At 41.2% G+C, this 20,804-nt stretch carries 17 protein-coding genes and 1 tRNA gene; 11 read left to right on the top strand and 7 right to left on the bottom strand.

Annotated features, from left to right (window positions below):
• The first annotated feature begins 229 nt into the window (after positions 1–229).
• Positions 230–2,293: an elongation factor G gene (gene fusA, locus ACX6CI_RS07965; protein ID WP_458777633.1), complete on the top strand. Its 2,064-nt coding sequence runs from the start codon at positions 230–232 to the stop codon at positions 2,291–2,293.
• Positions 2,294–2,307: 14 nt separating this feature from the next.
• The gene (locus ACX6CI_RS07960; protein ID WP_458777632.1) at positions 2,308–2,820 is read left to right on the top strand and encodes a MogA/MoaB family molybdenum cofactor biosynthesis protein; all 513 of its coding nucleotides are present in this window, start codon (positions 2,308–2,310) and stop codon (positions 2,818–2,820) included.
• 88 nt (positions 2,821–2,908) lie between these two features.
• Here ACX6CI_RS07960 and purM read toward each other — a convergent pair whose 3' ends face one another.
• Entirely contained in the window at positions 2,909–3,961 is a 1,053-nt protein-coding gene (gene purM / locus ACX6CI_RS07955; protein ID WP_458777631.1) for a phosphoribosylformylglycinamidine cyclo-ligase, read from the bottom strand.
• Between the two features lie 193 nt (positions 3,962–4,154).
• Between purM and ACX6CI_RS07950 the strand changes: the two genes are divergently transcribed.
• The 3 genes from ACX6CI_RS07950 (at position 4,155) to ACX6CI_RS07940 (ending at position 7,117) form a co-directional block, all read left to right on the top strand.
• A complete protein-coding gene (locus tag ACX6CI_RS07950; RefSeq protein ID WP_458777630.1) occupies positions 4,155–4,355 on the top strand; it encodes a DUF2065 domain-containing protein in 201 nt (66 codons plus the stop codon).
• Positions 4,356–4,596: 241 nt separating this feature from the next.
• Entirely contained in the window at positions 4,597–5,979 is a 1,383-nt protein-coding gene (mgtE, locus tag ACX6CI_RS07945) for a magnesium transporter (RefSeq protein WP_458777629.1), read from the top strand.
• Between the two features lie 28 nt (positions 5,980–6,007).
• Positions 6,008–7,117, top strand: coding sequence for a S1C family serine protease (locus ACX6CI_RS07940; protein ID WP_458777628.1), 1,110 nt, complete (start codon positions 6,008–6,010; stop codon positions 7,115–7,117).
• A 97-nt stretch (positions 7,118–7,214) separates the two neighbouring features.
• Here ACX6CI_RS07940 and ACX6CI_RS07935 read toward each other — a convergent pair whose 3' ends face one another.
• Positions 7,215–8,258 (bottom strand): hemolysin family protein, encoded by a 1,044-nt coding sequence (locus ACX6CI_RS07935; RefSeq protein ID WP_458777627.1) that lies wholly within the window; start codon positions 8,256–8,258, stop codon positions 7,215–7,217.
• Between the two features lie 158 nt (positions 8,259–8,416).
• Here ACX6CI_RS07935 and ACX6CI_RS07930 point away from each other — a divergent pair, with 158 nt between their 5' ends.
• Both ACX6CI_RS07930 and ACX6CI_RS07925 read left to right on the top strand, forming a co-directional pair.
• A complete protein-coding gene (locus ACX6CI_RS07930) occupies positions 8,417–9,934 on the top strand; it encodes a leucyl aminopeptidase (protein WP_458777626.1) in 1,518 nt (505 codons plus the stop codon).
• A gap of 115 nt (positions 9,935–10,049) precedes the next feature.
• Positions 10,050–11,591, top strand: coding sequence for an adenylate/guanylate cyclase domain-containing protein (locus ACX6CI_RS07925; protein ID WP_458777625.1), 1,542 nt, complete (start codon positions 10,050–10,052; stop codon positions 11,589–11,591).
• 40 nt (positions 11,592–11,631) lie between these two features.
• Here the strand turns inward: ACX6CI_RS07925 and ACX6CI_RS07920 are convergent, their stop codons facing one another.
• Positions 11,632–11,847: an RNA-binding S4 domain-containing protein gene (locus tag ACX6CI_RS07920; RefSeq protein ID WP_458777624.1), complete on the bottom strand. Its 216-nt coding sequence runs from the start codon at positions 11,845–11,847 to the stop codon at positions 11,632–11,634.
• A 260-nt stretch (positions 11,848–12,107) separates the two neighbouring features.
• Here ACX6CI_RS07920 and ACX6CI_RS07915 point away from each other — a divergent pair, with 260 nt between their 5' ends.
• The 3 genes from ACX6CI_RS07915 (at position 12,108) to ACX6CI_RS07905 (ending at position 15,383) form a co-directional block, all read left to right on the top strand.
• Positions 12,108–12,611 (top strand): hypothetical protein, encoded by a 504-nt coding sequence (locus ACX6CI_RS07915; protein ID WP_458777623.1) that lies wholly within the window; start codon positions 12,108–12,110, stop codon positions 12,609–12,611.
• Positions 12,612–12,863: 252 nt separating this feature from the next.
• Positions 12,864–14,144, top strand: coding sequence for an O-acetylhomoserine aminocarboxypropyltransferase/cysteine synthase family protein (locus ACX6CI_RS07910; RefSeq protein ID WP_458777622.1), 1,281 nt, complete (start codon positions 12,864–12,866; stop codon positions 14,142–14,144).
• A gap of 81 nt (positions 14,145–14,225) precedes the next feature.
• Entirely contained in the window at positions 14,226–15,383 is a 1,158-nt protein-coding gene (locus ACX6CI_RS07905) for an ATP-grasp domain-containing protein (RefSeq protein ID WP_458777621.1), read from the top strand.
• 61 nt (positions 15,384–15,444) lie between these two features.
• Here ACX6CI_RS07905 and ACX6CI_RS07900 read toward each other — a convergent pair whose 3' ends face one another.
• The gene (locus ACX6CI_RS07900; RefSeq protein WP_458777620.1) at positions 15,445–15,795 is read right to left on the bottom strand and encodes a type II toxin-antitoxin system RelE family toxin; all 351 of its coding nucleotides are present in this window, start codon (positions 15,793–15,795) and stop codon (positions 15,445–15,447) included.
• A gap of 265 nt (positions 15,796–16,060) precedes the next feature.
• Between ACX6CI_RS07900 and ACX6CI_RS07895 the strand changes: the two genes are divergently transcribed.
• A complete protein-coding gene (locus tag ACX6CI_RS07895; RefSeq protein ID WP_458777619.1) occupies positions 16,061–16,939 on the top strand; it encodes a pseudouridine synthase in 879 nt (292 codons plus the stop codon).
• 191 nt (positions 16,940–17,130) lie between these two features.
• Here ACX6CI_RS07895 and ACX6CI_RS07890 read toward each other — a convergent pair whose 3' ends face one another.
• The 3 genes from ACX6CI_RS07890 to malQ form a co-directional block, all read right to left on the bottom strand.
• Positions 17,131–18,546 carry an IS1380 family transposase gene (locus ACX6CI_RS07890; RefSeq protein WP_458775562.1) on the bottom strand — a complete coding sequence of 472 codons (1,416 nt, stop codon included), beginning with the start codon at positions 18,544–18,546 and terminating at the stop codon, positions 17,131–17,133.
• A gap of 206 nt (positions 18,547–18,752) precedes the next feature.
• Positions 18,753–18,828 (bottom strand) — tRNA-Glu (locus ACX6CI_RS07885).
• Positions 18,829–18,936: 108 nt separating this feature from the next.
• Positions 18,937–20,544, bottom strand: a complete 1,608-nt coding sequence (gene malQ, locus ACX6CI_RS07880) for a 4-alpha-glucanotransferase (RefSeq protein WP_458778449.1) — start codon at positions 20,542–20,544, stop codon at positions 18,937–18,939.
• Between the last annotated feature and the right edge of the window lie 260 nt (positions 20,545–20,804).

Raw genomic sequence — 20,804 nt, 5'->3', positions numbered from 1 at the left:
ATTATTGAAAATTTGCCACAAAATCCTTTAATGCTATCCAAACATTCTATGTATTTAAGATATATTTAATGTAATCAATACGAAGCGATCATTCTTTCTTGACTTTGCAAATTGAAACTGAATATATGGTTAGTATTGTTAGTATAACAGGTAAAATACAAAAGTAGGTGAAGGTAGTATTGTGATTTGGATAAAGCATTGAAAATTCTAAGATTTTGAGGAGAGAAGAATGCAGGAAACAAATATAGTACGGAATGTTGCAATAATTGGTCATGGTAATTGCGGTAAAACTTCACTTGCTGAGGCAATGCTATTCACAGCTGGAAAGATTAACAGGCTAGGCAAGGTCGATGAAGGCTCCTCGGCGATGGATTACGAGGATGAAGAAATTAGCCGTAACATTTCCATCAGTACCAGTTTTCATAATTATTCATGGAAAAAACATGATGTCTATCTCATGGATACCCCAGGAGATGATAATTTTCTTAATGATACAATGTTTACAGCCCATGTAGCTGATGGGGCAATTTTTGTTATTGGTGCCGTCCTTGGTGTTAAAGGACAGACCATTAAATTTGCAAATATCATTAAAGAGCAGAGTTTGCCAACGGTTATAGCCATTAATAAGATGGACCGTGAACGAGCTGATTTTCAGAGAACTGTCGATCAGATAAAAGAGTCTCTACCAATTAAACCTGTTGTGATTCAGCTTCCAATCGGCGCTGAGGAAAACTTTAAGGGTTATGTGGATCTGGCAACGGAAAAAGCGTACCTGTTTGATGGTAACACTGGTCTGGTGAAAGAAACGGATATTCCAGCTGAGCTGGTAGATGAAGTTGCGAGTCTTCGTGAAGCACTTATGGAACATGTAGCTGATAGTGACGATGATCTGATTGAAAAGTTTCTCGAAGAGGGTGAACTGGCCACAGAAGATCTTGTGGTTGGCTTACGGGGTGCCGTTAAGAATGGTTTGATTGCGCCAATCTGTGTCTGTGCAGCAACTCTAAATATGGGTACAGCACCGATTTTAGATATTGTTAACGAACTTATGCCGTCACCTGAAGATCGACAGCCAATTACGGCCACTGGGCCCGATGGTGAGGAATTAGTTGAAATTAAGCCAAGCGTGGATGAACCATTTTCAGCTCTGGTTTTTAAAACCATGGCTGACCCGTATGCAGGGCGCCTCACGATGTTTCGTGTCTTTAGTGGTGTTCTTCAGGGTGATTCATTTTATAATTCAACTAAGAAAATCAGTGAAAGATTTGGTCAGCTCTATGTTATGGAGGGCAAGGAGCAGAAGGCGGTTGAGAGTGCTGGTCCTGGTATGATTGTAGCTGTTGCAAAACTAAAAGAAACCGGGACTGGTGATACCCTTTGTGATCCAGCGGCTCCTGTACTCATTGAATCCCCTGAGCCATTAAAGCCGGTTATATCTTTTGCTGTCAGCGCCCAGAAAGGTGACGAAGAAAAGGTGTTTTCCTCAATTACTAAAATGCTCGATGAAGATTTGACATTAAATCTGACTCGTCAGCCACAAACTAAGCAAGTCCTGCTGTCAGGTGTTGGCAAGGTTCACCTCGATGTTGTCGGCTCACGTATAAAACGCAAATTTGGTGTTGAGATGGAACTCAGCACGCCACGGATTCCCTATATGGAGACTATCCGTAAATCAACGACTATCCAGGGAAAACATAAGAAGCAGAGTGGAGGTCGGGGACAATATGGCGATTGTACAATTGAAATATCTCCTAATACCGGTAACGGGTATGAATTTGTAGACAAAATTGTTGGTGGTGTCATTCCACAACAATATCGACCTGCAGTGGATAAGGGGATTCAGGAGGCCATGGAAAAGGGTGTTCTTGCCGGTTACCCTGTAATTGATGTTAAAATCACCCTTATTGATGGCTCCTTTCATAACGTTGATAGTTCTGAAATGGCTTTTAAGATTGCTGGTTCCCTTGCATTTAAAAAGGGTGCTGAGCAGGCCGGCCTTGTTTTGCTCGAACCTTACATGAATATGGAAATTAAGGTTGGTAAGGATAGCGTTGGTGATGTCATGGGCGATCTCAATTCCCGTCGTGGCAAGGTAATGGGAATGGATTCAAAAGATGGTCTTGAGATTATTAACGCTCAGGTCCCTCAATCTGAGATACTTCTTTATGCAACTGATTTAACTTCAATGACTGGCGGTTTGGGTAGTTTTTCCATCCATTTTTCTCACTACGAGGAAGTACCTGCCCAGTTTGCTGAAAAAGTTGTTGCAGCTTCAAAAGCTGAAGAGGCATAGACGAAGGTATATTGATGAGTACTGCTAATGCTATATATAGTTTTGCTGTTGTTACCATGAGTGATAAGGGATCAAGGGGGGAGCGAGAAGATACAAGTGGCGCTTACCTGAAAGAGACCCTTATCGCTGAAGGGTACTCCCTTGCCGCCTATGAGGTTATACCTGATAGGCGGGAGGTGATTGTCGAGACTCTTGTAGATATTGTTGACAACAAAGGAATTGATCTCATTATCACCACCGGTGGTACTGGTGTGTCGCCCACCGATGTTACTCCTGAAGCTATGGATGAGGTGATTGGAAAAGAAATTCCTGGTATGGCAGAGGCTATGCGTAGTGCAAGTCTTGCAAAGACCTCAAGAGCAATGCTCTCACGAGGGCGTGTTGGTATTCGTAACGAGAGCCTTATTATAAACCTGCCAGGTAGCCTCAAGGCTTCACGGGAAAATCTGGAGGTGGTTCTCCCTGTGCTTGCTCATGCACTTGAAAAGATTAAAGGTGGTACAAGTGATTGCGGTGTTACACCGTAGAGTGTATTTACGTAACGACTAGGAACAACAAAGGCCACACTGTAGTCAGTGTGGCCTTTGTATTTGATACTTTATGTAAGAGTTGTGATCAAGAAATAACCACCTGCTCTGTCTCATCGTCTGCAAGATGGGAGATTTCGCCTATGATTGATGCGGTCTCACCCAAGGCTTCAAAGCGGTGGCAGATATCATCTGCTTTTGACTCGCTCACGATGACAAGTAAGCCAATTCCCATATTGAATGTCCTGTACATCTCATCCAGGGGAACATCACCTTTCTGCATAAGAAAATTGAAGATGGGGGGAAGTTTCCAACTGTCTGCATTAAGTACAGCCTTGCAACCTTTTGGCAAAATACGAGGGATATTATCAATAAATCCACCGCCGGTATTGTGCACCATTCCGTTTATTTGAAAGTTTTTAATTACGTTTAATACAGGCTGTACGTAAATCTTGGTTGGGCGTAGTAGTTCATCACCTAAGGTGCAGCCAAGTTCACTGTAATACTCGTCAATAGCAAGATCATTGTCAGTAAAGCATATTTTCCGCACGAGAGAATATCCATTTGAGTGGATCCCGCTGGAGGAAAGACCAATGATTTTATCACCTGAACGAATATCTGATCCATCAATTATCGAATCTCGATCAACAATGCCAGTCACAAATCCTGCAAGATCGTAGTCTTCATTTTGATAAAGTCCTGGCATCTCGGCGGTTTCACCACCAACTAAAGAACAGTTTGCCTGTTTGCAACCTTCTGCAATTCCGCTAACCACCTGTTTGGCAATATCAAGATCGAGTTTTCCCACTGCGAAATAGTCAAGAAAACAAAGTGGCGTCGCGCCGCCAACAATTAAATCATTGACGCACATGGCCACGAGATCAATTCCGATAGTGTCATGCTTATTACAGAGATGAGCTACGGCAAGCTTGGTGCCAACACCATCTGTGGAGTTTACTATGACAGGTTTTTTGTATTTGTTTGTATCGATGGCAATGTGGGAAGAAAAACCACCAATCCCACCAAGTACTCCCCGCTGATGAGTTGATGAAACAATTTCTTTAATTTCTTCAACAAATTGATTGCCTTTGTCGATATCGACTCCGGCCTCACTGTATTTCGACTGAGTAGGTTTTGTCATATTTTTATGATTTTTTGGAGAACTTCCGGAATATGGAAGTGGATAAAACGTTTATATATATTCTTACTATAATATTCAGAGGTGCTTGAAAAAGCAATGCAATTGAACATGATTGCAAGAAAGAGCTTCTTCAGATGCCGAAGACAAAAACTGTATCTTGAAAAATATGCCACCTTTTGTTACAAGGCTCGCTATGAAACTCTTAATTCTTCTGATAGGACTTATACTTGTACTGGAAGGTCTGCCATATGCTGCAGCCCCTGAAGCCATGCAGGATTGGCTCAAAAAATTGAGTGAAAGTGATCCTGCTCAACTGAGAAAAATGGGAGTAGTCGCTTTGATCACCGGTCTGTGCATTTGTTTTGTTGTTCAGAAAACAAACTTTTTTTCTTAAAGCTTCGTTGACCCGTTTTTAGAAACCTGTGTATTGTACAGGACCACGCGTAATGTATTATTTAACGAACTTCATAATATATTACTCTGTGTGAGGGGCGTGAGCTGTCGTTAAGGGTTGATCTTTATTATAATTTTGTATGCTCACTAAACTGACTCGGTTATCATGGTCTTGTCGAGTAATCCTTATCTAGAACTTCTTTTTAACAATCCGAATTTTTATTTTTTCCGCCGGTGCTGATATGGAAGGTAAAGTCAAGAAAGAGCTTGTTGGTAACGAGGGCATGGTTATCCTCGATATGGTCAGACGTCTCAATCGTCGTGGAGCAACCGAGCATCTTAAAAAACTTATCAATAAGACTCATCCAGCTGACATGGCATGGGTGTATCGGCATCTGACAGGAGAAGAGCGGGAAGCTGTCTTTGGAACGATTGTTAAGCTTGAGTCCGTTGGTACCTTTTTAAGTGAACTTGACGGGATGCTTGTAGAGGATCTGGTTAAAGGTTTAACACCTCAATATATGGCAGATATCGTTTCTGATATGCCCTCTGATGATGCTGTTGATCTACTTGAAATCCTACCAGATGCTATCGCAGACGAGATTCGATCTCATATGGAGCAGAAAGATCGGGATGAGGTGGAAGAACTACTTCAATACGATCCGGAGAGTGCCGGTGGTTTAATGTCACCTGACTTCATGTACCTTGACGAAGATCTTACAGCGGGCGATGCCATTAGTTCTATTCAAAAGAGAAGTGAAGAAAAAGAGATGGTCTTCTATCTCTATTTAACCCATGGAGATCATAAACTCTCTGGCGTTGTTTCATTGCGTGAACTGTTGATGCATCCTGCAGAGCGGCAGCTCAAAGAAATAATGAATTCCAATGTTATTTCTGTCACCACAGACACTGATCAGGGCGAAGTCGCCCATGTGGTTTCAAAATATAATTTTCTTGCGGTTCCAGTTGTTGATTCCAATTACACCCTTGTGGGCATTGTTACCGTCGATGATATCATCGACGTTATTAGAGAAGAAGCCTCAGAAGAATTTTTGCAGATGGCTGGTGCTGGTAAGGATAGAGAGATTCTGCTAAAATCTACAAAGGAAAGCGCATTTATTCGTGCGCCATGGCTTTTTGCTTCCTGGATTGGTGGCATTATGGCTATGCTCATTATCGGGGCCTTTGAGGAGGAGTTATCAAAGGTCATTGCACTTGCCTCATTTATTCCCATAGTGATCGGTATGGGGGGTAATATAGCTACGCAATCTTCAACAATTATCGTTCGTGGAATTGCAACGGGTAGAATTAACCTCGAAGAAACGTCCAAGGTTGTTTTTAAAGAGATGCGAGTTGGCTTGATACTTGGTCTTATTTATGGGCTTTTTCTTGGAATTATTGCATTTATTGGCTTTAGAGACCCCGCTCTTATGGGCGTGGTTGTTGGAATCTCCATTTTCTTTTGTATGGCAATGTCAGCGACCTTAGGTACTATTATTCCACTTATATTAAAGCGCTTTGACGTGGATGCAGCTATTGCAACCGGACCGTTTGTAACAACCTCAATCGATATTCTAGGGGTACTAATGTATTTTACAGTGGCCAAGCTCTTTTTGAATCTGTAGTACAGTGTATTATTGTAATGGGTTTTGAATGACTATTAAAACATCACCGGTAACTCTTCTTGTTATTGCTGCAATTATACTATGGTTTGTTGTTGATCCCATCGATAGATTTTGGTCCCGGGTTGATGTCTCGCCTCGTGCTGTCACCGCCAGGGGAGAACTCGCCTCAGATGAACTCAATACTATAGATATTTTTCGGCAAAACTCACCTTCAGTTGTATATGTCACCAGTATTGCTTTAAAGAGAAGTTTCTTCTCTTTAAATGCTGTTGAAATTCCTCAGGGTACTGGATCAGGGTTTGTCTGGGATACCAAAGGTCGAATTGTTACCAATTACCATGTTATTAAGGATGCCAGTAGAATTCAGGTCACCATGGCTGATAATTCAACATGGAAGGCTGTGCTCGTAGGTGTTGCCCCCGATAAAGATCTTGCTGTACTTCAACTTACTTCTCTGCCTGGAAATTTACGTCCAATCGCCATTGGGGTATCAGCTGATCTCCTTGTTGGTCAAAAGGTGTTTGCCATTGGTAATCCCTTTGGTTTTGATCAAACTATCACTTCTGGTATAATTTCAGCTATTAATCGCGAAATTAAATCAATTACCGGGCGTGATATACTTGGAGTTATTCAGACAGATGCAGCAATTAACCCGGGTAATTCAGGTGGCCCGCTCTTGGATAGTGCGGGTAGGTTGATTGGTGTCAACACCGCTATTTATAGTCCCTCGGGGGGGTACGCTGGTATTGGTTTCGCTGTTCCGGTGGATACTGTTAATTCAATTGTACCGCAAATTATTGAGCATGGCAGGATCATTGAACCTGGTATAGGGGTGAGTTTTGTTGATAGAAGGGTGGCAAGCAGGTTAGGGATAGATGGCCTGCTTATTTATAGTGTTGAGAAAAACAGTCCGGCTGATCGGGCAGGACTCAAGGGCACAAGTCAATACCGCAATGAAATTATTTTAGGGGACGTTATTGTTGAGATTGGAGGTGTAAAGGTATTCACACTTTCAGATATTAAAGATGAAATGGAACGGCACGGCCTCGGTTCAGTTGTAGATTTCTCAGTAATGAGAAATGGAAGACTCAGAACAGTTTCAATACAATTGTCAGCTGTTGGGGAACGTACATTTTAGAGCATTTCGAAAAAATAATAGTTCAAGGTGTTTTTTAATAAAAACTACTACGTTGTCTTTGTGCACAAGGATATAAATTAGAATTAATCGAACTGTATCAGTCAGAAAGAGATCGTGATTCAATGTTTTGTGATCGGGCGAGTTCCCTCATATCCTGGGTATTGTCTGTTTCATCAATGATCTCCTGCCCGACAATTTCTTCAATTACATCTTCAAGCGATATCACTCCAGTCATTGTTCCATATTCGTCAACGACGACAAAGAGGTGACTTTTTCTGTCAAAAAAATCGATAAGAATTCGGTTCAATGGAGCTGTTTCAGGAACAAAGTGTGCGGGGATCTTAAATTCGGCAAGGGTGGTATCCTTGTCTCCGTCGGCTGCCAATCGTAAAACATCTTTTAGCATCACTATCCCAGAGACATTATTAGGTTCCTCTTTATAAACAGGGATTCTACTGTGACTACCCAGTTCTTTTAATAGTTCCATTGCTTCGGAGACCTTGTGTTGTTCGTCCATTGAAAATGTGACAGTTCGAGGAGTCATTACCTGGCGAACAATAGTGGATTTAAGGTCGATTATGTTATTAATTACCTTCTCTTCGTTCTCTTCAAGATCGCCAGACTCCCTTGATAGACTGGCTATTGTCTGTAATTCTTCACCTGATATAGTTTCTTCATCTTTTTGGGGCAACATTCTGGTAATGGACCTGCAAAGCCACACAATTGGTTTGAGGATAAAAATCATCCCCCTGAGAGGATAGGTGATAAATGGTGCAAGCTTGTAAGCAAAAGTCACGCCTATGGTTTTAGGCAATATCTCAGAGAAAAAGAGAATAGACAGTGTGAAAATTGCAGAAAAAAGAATAAGATTTTCATCTCCAAATAATTTGGCAGCAGCAGCTCCTGCGACCGAAGCACCAATGGTATTAGCTATGGTGTTTAAGGTGAGGATGGCGGTGATTGGTTCATCTATGTCTGCTCGAAGAGATTGCAGGTGTTCTGCTGCTGAGTGTCCGTTCTTCTTTAGCATCTCAACCTGACTTGAGCTTATGGAATAGAGAACAGCTTCACATACTGAGCAGAGCGCAGAAACAGTTATCGCAAGGGATACGGAAATGAATAAAGTGTGCAGCAGGGACATTCTTTTATCTTACAATTAGAGGATTAAGTTTATAAAATACGATTATTAATCTATTCAAGCATTAAACGATGTGTCTTGGCAATTGATATTTATAGTTATTTGTTAGATAATTCACCACATGGAACTAACATGTAGAAAACATTAATATAAGGTTTGTTATGAAATTACCTAAATTTGTTGTCTCAAACAGAAGCGTCGATGGTTTTAAAGGAGATATGGTTGTTGCCTTTGTGAGTCTTGGTAAGAAAGATAATTTTGTTCTCAATACTGAGCTTTCCAGTACTGTTCAGCAGTATTTAGGTGGAACCGATTTTGCTGCAAAAAAAGAAGAGCAGATTTTGTTGTACGCACCATTTGTAACCGGTAAGAAAGTACTGCAGACACCTCGACTACTGCTTTTGGGCCTCGGGAAAAAATCAGGAAAAGTGAAGCGGGCTGATTTGTACGAGGAGTTGAGAATCGCAGGTGGACAGATTGCTCAGGTTGCTAAAAAGAATAAGTTGAATGATATTGCCATACTTTTACCTGAGCTTGCTGGTATAGAAGATGATGCCTTTGCCCGATACATAATTGAAGGCGTGGGATTGGGTGGTTATGCCTTTAGCTCCTATAAAAAGAAAGAAAAAGATGAATACAAGGGTCTTAAAAAAGTTTCTATCGTAGGAGCTGACAATCAGACCGCTGTTCGAAAGTCCATTAATCTTGGCTTAAATAGTGTTAGTGCTGCCTGCGCTGCAAGGGATATGGCAAATGAGCCCGGCAACTATTGGACGCCTTCTCATTTTGCAGCTTTTGCAGAAAAACTTGCCTTGGAGCATAGTCTTAAATGCAAGATTGTTGAAAAGTCAGAACTTGAAAAACTTGGTATGGGCGGAATCCTCGCTGTGAATCAGGGCTCCCATGAAGACCCTAAACTTGTTATCTTAGATTATTGTCCAGAAAAACCTAAAAAAACCATTATGCTGGTTGGTAAAGGGCTAACGTTTGATTCAGGTGGCATTAGTTTGAAACCTGCTGCAGGCATGATGGATATGAAATATGATATGTGTGGTGGGGCGGCCGCATTATCGGCTATGGAGGCTGTTGCCAAAGAAAAACCTGCTGTGAGGGTAATTTGTTTAGTCCCATCTACCGATAATATGAATGGGGGAGGAGCGGTTAAACCAGGAGATGTGATTACCCATTATGGTGGGGTCACCTCTGAAATTGAAAATACAGATGCGGAAGGCAGACTTATACTAGCTGATGCTCTAGCCTACGGGATTGAAACCTATAGTCCTGATTGTGTTATAGATCTTGCAACCCTTACAGGTGCAGTTATTATAGCGCTTGGTCATCATTACACAGGTTTGATGAGTAATAATAAGGCACTTACGAAAGGTCTTCTCGAAGCTGCCCGGTTTGCTGGTGAGCCTGCATGGCAATTGCCTCTCGGTAAAGACTTTGCAAAACAGATTAAGTCTGAAGTGGCAGATATTAAAAATACAGGTGGAAGGCCGGGCGGATCTATTACAGCTGCTGAATACCTCCACACCTTTGTTGGCAAGACCCCATGGGCTCACCTTGATATAGCAGGAACTGCATGGGAGTTTACCAGTAAGAGCTATATTCCCAAGGGGCCTTCAGGTATAGCTGTACGAACACTTATTGAATTCATTAGAAAATCAGCTGGTTAAGTAAAAGTAATCCCTATGTATGGGTAGTGAATAGTGGAGGAGGGGAATAGCTTCCCCCCCCTCGCTAGCTCATTTTACTCAGTCCAGTAAATTGAACACGATTGGAGTAGGATCTTTGAGTAGTATTCTTTTAATTGATGGAAGTAATCAGATAACAACTGGTTGTGTTAAGGCCTTAAAGCCCTTGGGACATGAGGTGATATGTGCTGATGTTCCTGTTAATCTTGCCGCGCTTCCTCTTTCACAGACTATTAATCTGGTCATAATTAACTCATCGTCAGATGGGTCTGTTGATATAGAGTTGTTCAAAAGTCTTAGAATTCATAATCCTGTCTTACAAGGGATCCTCCTTGTGGATGATGGCGATTTTGAACGAGTGGTCATGGCTACCAATTGTGGAATTAATAAGGTTTGTATAAAGCCGGTTTCCATGACAGAACTGAAAAAAGCGGTTGTCGATCTGTTTAAAACGGTGACTAGCCGTGAAGAAATCACCCGTATGAAGGCATTTCTGCCCTTGTATAAACTCGGTCAGAAACTCTTACTCGTATCAAGTGAAGATGAGATCTTTGATGAACTGGCAGAAATAATAAGAAATGAATTTGGCTCATCCACAGTATCCATAATGATGCTTGATGACATAAAAGGGACATTAAAGATCGTTGCACATAGAGGTTTAGATCAGCACTATGTGGATAATCTGCAAATTCAGCCGGGTGAGCGAATTGCCGGTAAAGTTTTTGAATCAAATATTCCAGCTATTCTTAACCGGGATAATTTGTCTGAAACGGCCTACAGCAGCCTTATGGTTCGACCTGAATTATCGGCAGCAATTTCATTTCCTCTCACCCTTAAAAATAAGGTGGTTGGTGTTATTAATGTGAGTGAAACGGAGAACGATTGTAGATTCTCTGATTCTGATCTTGAAATGCTCTCTATCATTTCTGATCAGGCAATGATGGCTCTTGGTAATATCCGATCCTTAAAAGCTCGAGAAGAACAGAGTAGAATCCGCACTCTACTTGAACAATATGTGTCTCCTGAAGTATCCAAAATGCTTGTTGAGAGTCGACAGGATTTGATGGATGTTGGTAGTATTCAAGATCTTACTGTGTTGTTTGCAGACATAAGAAATTTTACACTTTTAGTTCAGCAGGTGTCACCGCGTCAGCTACGAGAGTTTTTAAATATCTTCTTTGAACTACTTACCTCTGTTGTGTTCTCATATAAAGGAATGTTGGATAAATTTATGGGGGATGCTGCCTTGGCAGTTTTTGGTGCACCTATACCCCATGATAATCAAACCGTTTCTGCTGTGAATGTTGCCCGTGAGCTTGTGGCTAAATTTAAAGAACTTCAAGACTATTGGGCTGATGCTCATCCTGTATTTAAACAGATAAGCCTTGGGGTGGGGGTGAGTCGTGGTCCCTTGTTTCTGGGTAATGTTGGGTCAAGTAAAAGGGTCGATTACACTGTTATAGGTACGGAAGTTAATATTGCCCAGAGGCTCGCATCAGAAATGGACCAGGGACAGATTCTGCTCACAAAAGAGGCGTGGGATGAGTTGGGTGGAAAGTTTGATGCCAAGTTGCTTGGCCCTAAGCTCTTACGTGGAATGACATCAGAGATTGATGTATACAAATTGCTGGAACCATGATAGCTGCACAATTGAATACGCTTAATGACAAAACAGGTTTTTAATTGTTATGCAGTACCTGTGCCTTCATATCTAAAAGAGATACAATGTCATTATGTTGCAGTTGTTTACCTCTTCTGGTTTCAACAGTACCATTGACCATAACTTCTCCCTCCTGAATCCTGATCTTTGCTTCGATCCCATCCTGAACCATATCTGCCAGTTTTAAAAACTGGCCAAGACGAATCGGAAGGGTGTCAACGGGTATTCTATTCATTATAGTAGTTCCTTGATTTTGATAGTTATTTTTTATTGGCCTGCCATATGCAAACAAATGTCCTGCAACTGATATTCTGGTCAGTGTTCTAAACTATAAATGTATACAAATTTCAATCACATTGACCGATTCCTCTTGCTTTGTTGCCATTTTTCTTCAATAATGGTCAATTAATTGATAAATCATTTTAAAGAAAACCCTGTCGTATTATAAATTTATGCTCACAGGTTTTAATATTTTCCTATAAGGGAGTCCACGTTATGCAAATTAAATCGTATTGTAAGAAAATTGGTTATGGTTGCTGTATCTTGCTTTTAGCTGGTTCCTTAAGTAGTTGCGCGAGTAAAAACAAGCAGTCTATGGAGTCAATGGCCGATAGTGACCTTGCTCCGGTTACTACCGTTGTGGAAAGCTATGGCGATATTGAATTACCCATTGAGATGGTTTTGGACGCAAAAAGCAGCATGGCAATGCGTACAGATTCCTTTCAGGGTGGAATCCATGTATACAAGGGGCGTGTTCAGGTCTCTTCGCTTCGTGATTACATTATTGCCTCCATGCGAAACAATAAATGGAAACTGGTGGGAGAGGCGTCGTATAACAGTGTAATGTTGGCCTTTACTAAACCCAATAAGACCTGCATGGTTGTGCTGACTGAATCTGGTGCTGGATCTTTAGGAAAGACCCAGGCTAACTTCTATGTAACAGTAGATGTTGCAGCAGCGAGTAGGCTTAATCCTTTTGGTGAGCCAATAAAACAGTAATTATACATGCATGCAAGGCGGCTATTCGTTACTGGACTGCCGCCTTTTATTGTTGTTTTAATGGCGAAGTTCGCACAAAGTTCTGATGATCTAAAAAACTATTAATTACAGTGCCTTTATTATTTCCTTCCAAATCGAAGTAACCCGCTTGAATTCTCAATTTTAAATCTTATTTCTTACTATCGTTCTATGTAACCACAAAGCATAGTTAATCTTCTTTGGGAAATTTTATATTAATTTTTTTAATGGTGAATGATAGTGAGTGATGAATGGAATATTGAAACTAAAGCCGTTCAGGCCGGATATAGTCCTAAAAATGGTGAACCACGAGTTGTGCCCATTGTCCAGAGCACAACGTACAAATATGATACCTGCAAAGAGATAGCTGATCTGTTTGATCTGAAAGTAGCAGGTCATATGTATTCACGAATCAGCAATCCCACAGTAGAAGTATTTGAAAACAAAATGGCTCAGCTGGAAGGTGGCGTTGGTGCCCTGGCCTTATCTTCCGGCCAGACTGCCTCTACTATTTCTGTTTTAAATATTTGTGAAGCAGGGGATCATATGGTGGCTCTGTCTACACTATATGGTGGTACGTTCAATCTTTTCAAACACACTCTGAAAAAGTTAGGTATTGAGGTAAGTTTTGTTGACCCGGATTTACCTGCTGCAGAAATAGAGGCATTGTTTAAAGATAATACAAAGCTCCTTTTTGGAGAGAGTTTGTCTAACCCTGGAACCAAGGTGTTAGACTTTGAAAAATTCGCAGCAATTGCAAAAAAATTGGACGTTCCATTTGTCGTTGATAATACCTTTCCCACACCATATCTCTGCCGACCTCTTGAGTATGGTGCTGATATAGTGATTCACTCGACGACAAAATATACAGATGGACATGCAACCAGTGTTGGTGGAATGATTGTAGATGGCGGCACATTTAATTGGGCCAACGGGAAGTTTCCTGGAATGACAGAGCCAGATGAGTCCTATCATGGGCTAAGCTATGTTGACACCTTCGGGCCAGCAGCCTATATCGTCAAGGCGAGGGTTCAGTGGGTGAGAGATATTGGTTGCTATATGGCACCTCAAAACGCTTTTTTATCTAATAAAGGTCTGGAGACCCTGCATTTACGAATGGAGAGACATAGTGATAATGCCCTGGCACTAGCCAAATTTCTTGAAAAACATGAGAAAGTGACTTGGGTTAAATATCCACTTTTGGAAAGTGATCCAAATTACGAGCTGTGTAAAAAGTATATGAAGGCTGGCAGTGGGGTTCTCACCTTTGGTGTTGCCGGTGGCAGTGAAAAAGCAGAAGAAGTGATGGATGCTTTAACGCTTGCTGAAAAAGTAGTCCATGTCTCTGATGTTCGAACCGGAGTGTTGCATCCAGCCAGTATGACACACAGGCAACTCAGCGAAGAAGATCAGCGTAGTGCTGGTGTTTTACCTGAACTTATCCGCGTCTCCGTTGGAATCGAGTCCATTGACGATATTATTAAAGATTTTTCCAAGGCTCTTGAAAAAGCCTGATTACGTATATTTCTGAAGAAACCCTGGGTAAAATTGTATTACCTGGGGTCCGTATCTGTACCTTACAACGTTTAGATAACCATGTTTATTTTTGACGAACCATATGTTTCTGATGTTGCAATTAATTACCTCAAACAGTCTCAGGTACCTGTTTTGCCCACGGAGTTCCTTGTAGCTCAAGTGGCAAATGGGGTCAACTATGTAACAAAAGAACAGGCAAAAGAGCACATTGAAAATAACCATAATCGATGGATCTATACTAATAGTGAAAATGGGATCAAGGTTATAGCAGATCTTTGTGGAAGTGATTCAGAGATCCTGAGTAAGGTTAAAATTCTTAAAAACAAGCTTCTTTTTAGAGAAGCGACCCAGGAAATTTTCCCTGATATTTATTTTAAAGAAATAGCCTGTACAGATCTTCAAACCCTCTCTTTTTCTGATGTTGGAAAACCTTTTGTTATTAAGCCAACGGTAGGTTTTTTAAGCGCTGGAGTTTACCGGATTGATAATGAGGGACAGTGGCAAGATGCTAAAAATGACATTCTTGAAAAGACCCGAGAGGGAAGCAGGACCTTTTCAAAAGAAGTGATTGATGACAGCGTATTTATTATAGAGTCTGTTATAGAAGGTACTGAATACGCTGTCGATGCGTATTTTGATGATGATAATAGTCCTGTTATTTTAAATATACTTGAGCATAGGTTCAATGGGGCCCATGATATGAGTGACAGGTTGTATGTAACTTCAGCTTCTATTATTGAAAAACTTTCTGATAGTGTGATGAAGTTTTTACAGCAACTGAGCTCTATTGGCGATCTAAGAGGTTTTCCTGTTCATGCCGAAATACGTATAGATGAACATGGTGAGGTTCGCCCAATTGAGGTAAATCCACTTCGGTTTGCTGGCTGGTGTTCAACTGATATTGCATTTTATGCTTATGGCGTAAATGTCTACGAGTATTTTATAGAAAAAAAGGTTCCAGCATGGGATGAAATACTACGGGATAAGCAAGAGACTGAATATGCCATAGGGATACTTGAACATAATAGCGACCTCAAGATTGGCCAGTGGTTTGACTACAAACAGCTTGAAGAAATGTTTCCCTCCATCATTGATCTGCGACCTATAGATTATGGAACCAAGCCGCTATTTGCCTTTATGTTTTTAGAAGTGGGGAAACATAACCGGAGTGATTTGGAATATATTCAAAATGTAGATCCTCAAATGTTTGTGAAGTGAATGTTGATAAAAAAAGAGGGGTGACCTCAGTGTTTACCTTTGGGGACCCTTGGTGTCAGTTTTACAATTCCTTGAATTTTTTCATATCTTTTTTGTGGTAAAGATCGAAAAATATCACACTGTTGTCCGGTAGTTCATCACAACCATCGCATTTTTCCTCCAATCGCCGATTTTCTTTACGGCATAAATGACACCAGTAATAGATCAGTCGATAGTCCTTTCGGCCGACATACTTTTTAAAACGGCCATTATAGAGGCCTCGCATCTTGCCATCTGAATTGCCTGGATTTTCCAGAAGTCGGTCGATAACCTTGCTGATACGAGTATAACCGGATGGATCCACACCTTCCACGTGCTCTAGCTTTCTTGAAAAATGAGGTAATGGGCGATAAACGAAGGGTCTATTATGCATTGAGTCACTATATGGCAAAAGTATCATCAGAATTTTGAATTTCTATGTCATTTAACTATCCATTGATTGTTACCAGATAACGAATATCGAATCTAGAGGAAAAGTTCTCTGAACATATTGCTGTTTACGTAGTATGTTAAACAGATGTCTTCGCATCTTTGCCGCAACCTATGCTAACTGTGTACGGTATATCCTTATAGCGCTGGGAGTTGAGTGATGATGCAAAATCTCATAATTAGTTCAAATTTTAGCAAGGAACAATATATTGGGTATTTCGCCAAGTGCGTCGACTGTGTGTATGCCTGAAGTGGATAAACCATATCCTACTCTATTGGCCTTCCTCGTTGGTCGCTTTCCCCAAATTAGTGAAAGGGTATGGCGGGAACGTTTAACCTCAGGGAAGTTACTTGCAGAAGATGGAACGCCTGTCTCTTTAACATCGAAGTATAGACCTAATAAGCGATTATTTTATTTTCGAGAAGTGCTAGAAGAACCGGTCATTCCTTTTCAGGAGCGCATTCTTTTTAGTAATGATCATTTAATTGTTGTGTGCAAGCCCCATTTTTTACCAGTCACTCCAGGTGGCCCCTATGTCACAGAAACCCTCCTTAATCGTTTAAAAGAGAGCACAGGAAATAACTTCTTATCTCCTATTAATAGAATTGACAGGGGGACTGCAGGGATCGTGCTGATATCTGCCCAAAAAGAAACAAGGGGCCTTTATCAACAACTATTTGTGGATGGAAAAGTTCAGAAAACCTATCAGGCTGTCGTCAATTTTTCGGGTGATATTATAGAGCCCGAATGGTTGGTGGAGAATCGTATCGAAAAGGGCAAACCCTGGTTTCGAATGCAAACCTGTGAGGGCAAGGTTAATGCCCGGTCAAAAATAGTACTACTCAGACGGCAAGGCCAACGGGCGTTGTTGCAGCTTCTTCCTCTTACTGGGAAAAAACATCAACTTCGTATTCATCTCAGTGGACTTGGTCTCCCCATTGTCAATGATCAATATTATCCTACATTAAAAGAAAAGGCGGTTGATGACTACAATCGACCACTTCAGCTCCTTTCAAAGAAAACAGCGTTTCGAGATCCAATCACTGGTTGTGAAATGTCATTTGAATCTAACCCGGATTTCTCATAAGGTGTAAAATTTCGCGGAGGCGGTGGCTCATTTACTATAAAAAGATGAATTAGTGCGACCTTTCAAATCTCAGCACTAGCAATCAACCAACGCCGGTTATTTTGAGGCCATTTCTAGCGAAAATCCTTGAGTTATTTTCTCCAGAGAACGCACCTCAACTGTCGATTGCACTGCTCATTCAGAATTCACAGTTAATGCCTGATGGGTATTCTGCCGATATTTTTCAAAACCTGATCGAAGATCTCCTTATAGGGATATCCTTCGGCAAATGCTATCCAAACCTTTCTTACTGTCAGTCTCACCCTTGCTCCAATTTTGAATAATCTAATTCTTATGGTGTCACATTGAGCTTTTGCCATCACAGTACCTTCAAGGCCAAGACGACGCAGGGCTTGAGTAAGAACGTAGGCCAGAGAGGAGAAATAGAGTCGAACTTGATTACTGTGCATTTTCTTGGTACTGGTTCTTGCTGCAAAGAGCATCAGCTGCTGCTCCTTTATGCGATTCTCCATATCACCCCGGGCACAATACATCATTTCATACAAATCACGAGCACCATAGAGTTCAGCTGGTAACGAGGTAACGACAAATCGTGGATTTGATCCTTTGGCCAAATGTTCAGCCTTTCCTACAACTCGACGATGCCATCGCCAAGTTTTTAAAGTTTTGTAACAAAAATCCTTAAACACGCGTGACGCTTTTCCACTGCATTGATACAACGCTTTGGCTAGCGCCAGTTCTTCTGCAATTTCCTCAGCAAGGCGGTTGTTTTTAGCAACTCCAACAAGAAAGTGAACATCATGATCTTCGCACCAGACCATGATCTCTTCACGACAAAAACCACTGTCACCACGAATAATTATTCGAGTGTCCGGCCAAGATAAGCGAATACGCGCGATTATGCGATCCACCTCCTCAACTGTACCAGCTGCGCCATCATTATTGGCAGTCCGGAGCCGTGCACACAACAGATGTTCTCCACAGAAAATGTACAACGGTAAGTAACAATACGCTTTATAGTAACCGTGGAAAAATTTACCTTCCTGATTGCCATGTAAGGGATTATCAGTAGCATCAACATCAAGGATTATTTCTTCAGGGATTTTTGTTTGTGATTCGAGAAAGATATCAACTAGAAGATTGTCTACAGATTCTGGTTGCAGGACAATTTTTTTGTAGGCACTCTTCGAATCTGCATCGGTTGCTGTCAATTCCAACCTGTTCAAGGTACTTTTTCCTGCCAGGGGCTTGCCCTTGTCTTTTATGGATTTACGGTCCAGGCCTTGGGGATCTTTTTTACCTACTGCTACAGCAAGCATTTTATCACTGGCCAGACGGTCATGGTCATTAAGATCCTCATATCCCAAAGCCATGCCAATAACCCGCTGGGAAACCAGAGATAGTACGCTATGTTCAATACGTTTGGAATCTCGATAGTCCGTAAAACATTCTGAAAAACGTTGGAGAATTGCTGTTCGTTGCTCAACTTCTCGAAGTAACAGCGCCCCTCCATCGGAAGTTATGGTTCCACCACTGAAATCAGCAACAATCCTTCTTTTTCCCAGGACTTGAAATGAACGGTAACTTTTTGTACACTCTGTTTCCATAAGGCCACCTTTGTTGGATTATCTAACGTCTTGAGATAACGTTAAATATACCACTTTTGTGGCCTTTTTTGTTCTAATTAATGAGAAATTCGGGCTAAAAGACAATTACATTTCTAATTGAGGATAGGTTTCATTTTAGAGATGAGAAAGTCAGGAAATAAAAAAAGCACTTAACGAATGATCGCTAAGTGCTTGAATTTGTTTGCTGGTGACCCCAAGGGGACTCGAACCCCTGTTACCGGCGTGAGAGGCCAGTGTCCTAGGCCACTAGACGATGGGGCCAGCAGGCGTGTTTATACTTAACCTTATGGGTGATGTCAACACTTTGTTTAAAGAAGTATCGCATCGTGTTGTGTTCAGTGATCTTTGACACTTGTAAATTAACTGGATTTAAGATTTTTCTTTACGATTTCTACCAAAGCGTATTGTTGATTGTGCAAGGTATTGCGAAACATCTTCGCTGAGGAACTCCTTGCTGCAACGCCATCTCCAGTTACCCTTCGGTTCTCCCGGGCTATTCATTTTGCAGTCGTTGCCAAAGCCGAGGACGTCCTGGAGGGGGAAAATACACAGCTTACTAATAGAGGCCTGGGCGAGGTACATCATGTCTTTATTGATTGGTGATGCATCATTAGGTGATCTGTTGGCTGATAATTTCACCTCATTACGTTGCTTTTCATTCAACTGTTCACTTAAAAACCATCCCATGGTGGTGTCGTTGTCATGGGTTCCTGTATATACAACACATTGATCTGTCTCAAAATTGTGAGGCAAAAAACTGTTTTCGGGGTTTCCATCAAAGGCAAATTGCAACACCTTCATTCCTGGAAAATGTAATGCATCCCGTAGTTTAACGACTTCTTCCGTTATTATACCCAGGTCTTCAGCAATTATATTCATTTTTCCAAGACGTGATTCGATCTCATTGAAAAAAACTTTTCCAGGGCCTTTGAGCCAAACTCCTGTAGTAGCATCTTCGTTTTCTTCAGGAATCGTCCAGTATGATTCAAATCCTCTGAAGTGATCAATTCGTGCAATATCCACCTGGGTAAAAAGGTGACGAAGTCTCTCGGTCCACCACGTAACAAGTTTACCCTGGATATCTTTTGATTTACTTTGCCAGTTATAGAGTGGATTACCCCACCGTTGTCCTGTTTTGCTGAAATAGTCAGGAGGGACCCCTGATACATGAGTGGGTTTAAGGGATTGGGGATCTAAGGTGAAGAGGTCCTGGTTGGCCCAAACATCAACACTGTCATAACTCACGTAGATTGGCAGGTCGCCAAAGAGCTGGATGTCACGGGATCTACTTTCTTTCTGAAGCAGCCGCCATTGCCTGAAATATTCGTATTGTTCAAAGTTGTAATAGTTGATTTTACTCTGGTGCTGCTCTTTGAAATTATCAAGGGCTGTTTGGTCTCTTTTGGCGAGAGGAGCAGGCCAGGAAAACCAACCTTGATTGTTGTAGATTTCTTTGGCCACCATGAAAATAGAATAGTCGTTAAGCCAACTGTTTTGGGTCAGGAAATCGTTGTAATCTTCTGGAATGACATTACTAAATTGTATGAATGCTTTTTTTAACAATTGTGTTTTTAAGGGTACAACCTGATCCAATTCAGCGATGTAGGGAGAAAAGGGTGGGAAATTATCTAACTCTGATTTTTCTATATAACCTGCCTGTAACAGCAGTTCAGGGGAAATGAGGTGAGGGTTTCCGGCAAAGGCAGAGTTTGCCATATAAGGGGAATAATCAAAGTGGCCATTGGTTGGATTGGTGGGTAAGAATTGCCAATACGTCTGCTGGCAGTTATTTAAAAAATCTAAAAACTCATAGCAAGATGGTCCCAGGTCCCCGATGCCAAAGGGGGATGGTAGAGATGTGATATGGGCAAGTATACCACTTGAGCGTTCAGGTATCATAAAATATCCTTTTCTGTAGGAGATTTGGTCAACTTTTAAAAGAAAAATGTGGGTCAAGGTTGAAACTGTGATACTCAGTGCATAGTATAGTGCAAGGTTTCAAAAGGGCTATTACTACATGGTGGTTTATTATTTTTAAAAATTGCAATTTTTATATAGATGGTGTACTAATACGTTCTTCTCAATTTACTAAACGCTAACGAGGTTTGTCTCGTCAGCTTTTTTTTTGTCAAAAATCTTCAAAATACCCTTTGGTGATTCTTGAGGCTATCGCGATTACCACCAATAGGTAGTAATACAACATAGTCTTTAAAATTCAAGATATGGAGTGGGTGTCT

The sequence above is a fragment of the Desulforhopalus glucosivorans genome, from assembly GCF_054397165.1.
Note: the sequence above shows the minus strand (reverse complement) of the source record. Positions and strands in the feature narration are given on the sequence as shown.

Excerpts from the sequence above, each read along its gene's own strand:
- fusA (WP_458777633.1), top strand. The coding sequence starts at position 230 with ATGCAGGAAACAAATATAGTACGGAATGTTGCAATAATTGGTCATGGT.
- ACX6CI_RS07960 (WP_458777632.1), top strand. The coding sequence starts at position 2,308 with ATGAGTACTGCTAATGCTATATATAGTTTTGCTGTTGTTACCATGAGT.
- purM (WP_458777631.1), bottom strand. The coding sequence starts at position 3,961 with ATGACAAAACCTACTCAGTCGAAATACAGTGAGGCCGGAGTCGATATC.
- ACX6CI_RS07950 (WP_458777630.1), top strand. The coding sequence starts at position 4,155 with ATGAAACTCTTAATTCTTCTGATAGGACTTATACTTGTACTGGAAGGT.
- mgtE (WP_458777629.1), top strand. The coding sequence starts at position 4,597 with ATGGAAGGTAAAGTCAAGAAAGAGCTTGTTGGTAACGAGGGCATGGTT.
- ACX6CI_RS07940 (WP_458777628.1), top strand. The coding sequence starts at position 6,008 with ATGACTATTAAAACATCACCGGTAACTCTTCTTGTTATTGCTGCAATT.
- ACX6CI_RS07935 (WP_458777627.1), bottom strand. The coding sequence starts at position 8,258 with ATGTCCCTGCTGCACACTTTATTCATTTCCGTATCCCTTGCGATAACT.
- ACX6CI_RS07930 (WP_458777626.1), top strand. The coding sequence starts at position 8,417 with ATGAAATTACCTAAATTTGTTGTCTCAAACAGAAGCGTCGATGGTTTT.
- ACX6CI_RS07920 (WP_458777624.1), bottom strand. The coding sequence starts at position 11,847 with ATGAATAGAATACCCGTTGACACCCTTCCGATTCGTCTTGGCCAGTTT.
- ACX6CI_RS07915 (WP_458777623.1), top strand. The coding sequence starts at position 12,108 with ATGCAAATTAAATCGTATTGTAAGAAAATTGGTTATGGTTGCTGTATC.
- ACX6CI_RS07910 (WP_458777622.1), top strand. The coding sequence starts at position 12,864 with ATGATAGTGAGTGATGAATGGAATATTGAAACTAAAGCCGTTCAGGCC.
- ACX6CI_RS07905 (WP_458777621.1), top strand. The coding sequence starts at position 14,226 with ATGTTTATTTTTGACGAACCATATGTTTCTGATGTTGCAATTAATTAC.
- ACX6CI_RS07900 (WP_458777620.1), bottom strand. The coding sequence starts at position 15,795 with ATGCATAATAGACCCTTCGTTTATCGCCCATTACCTCATTTTTCAAGA.
- ACX6CI_RS07890 (WP_458775562.1), bottom strand. The coding sequence starts at position 18,546 with ATGGAAACAGAGTGTACAAAAAGTTACCGTTCATTTCAAGTCCTGGGA.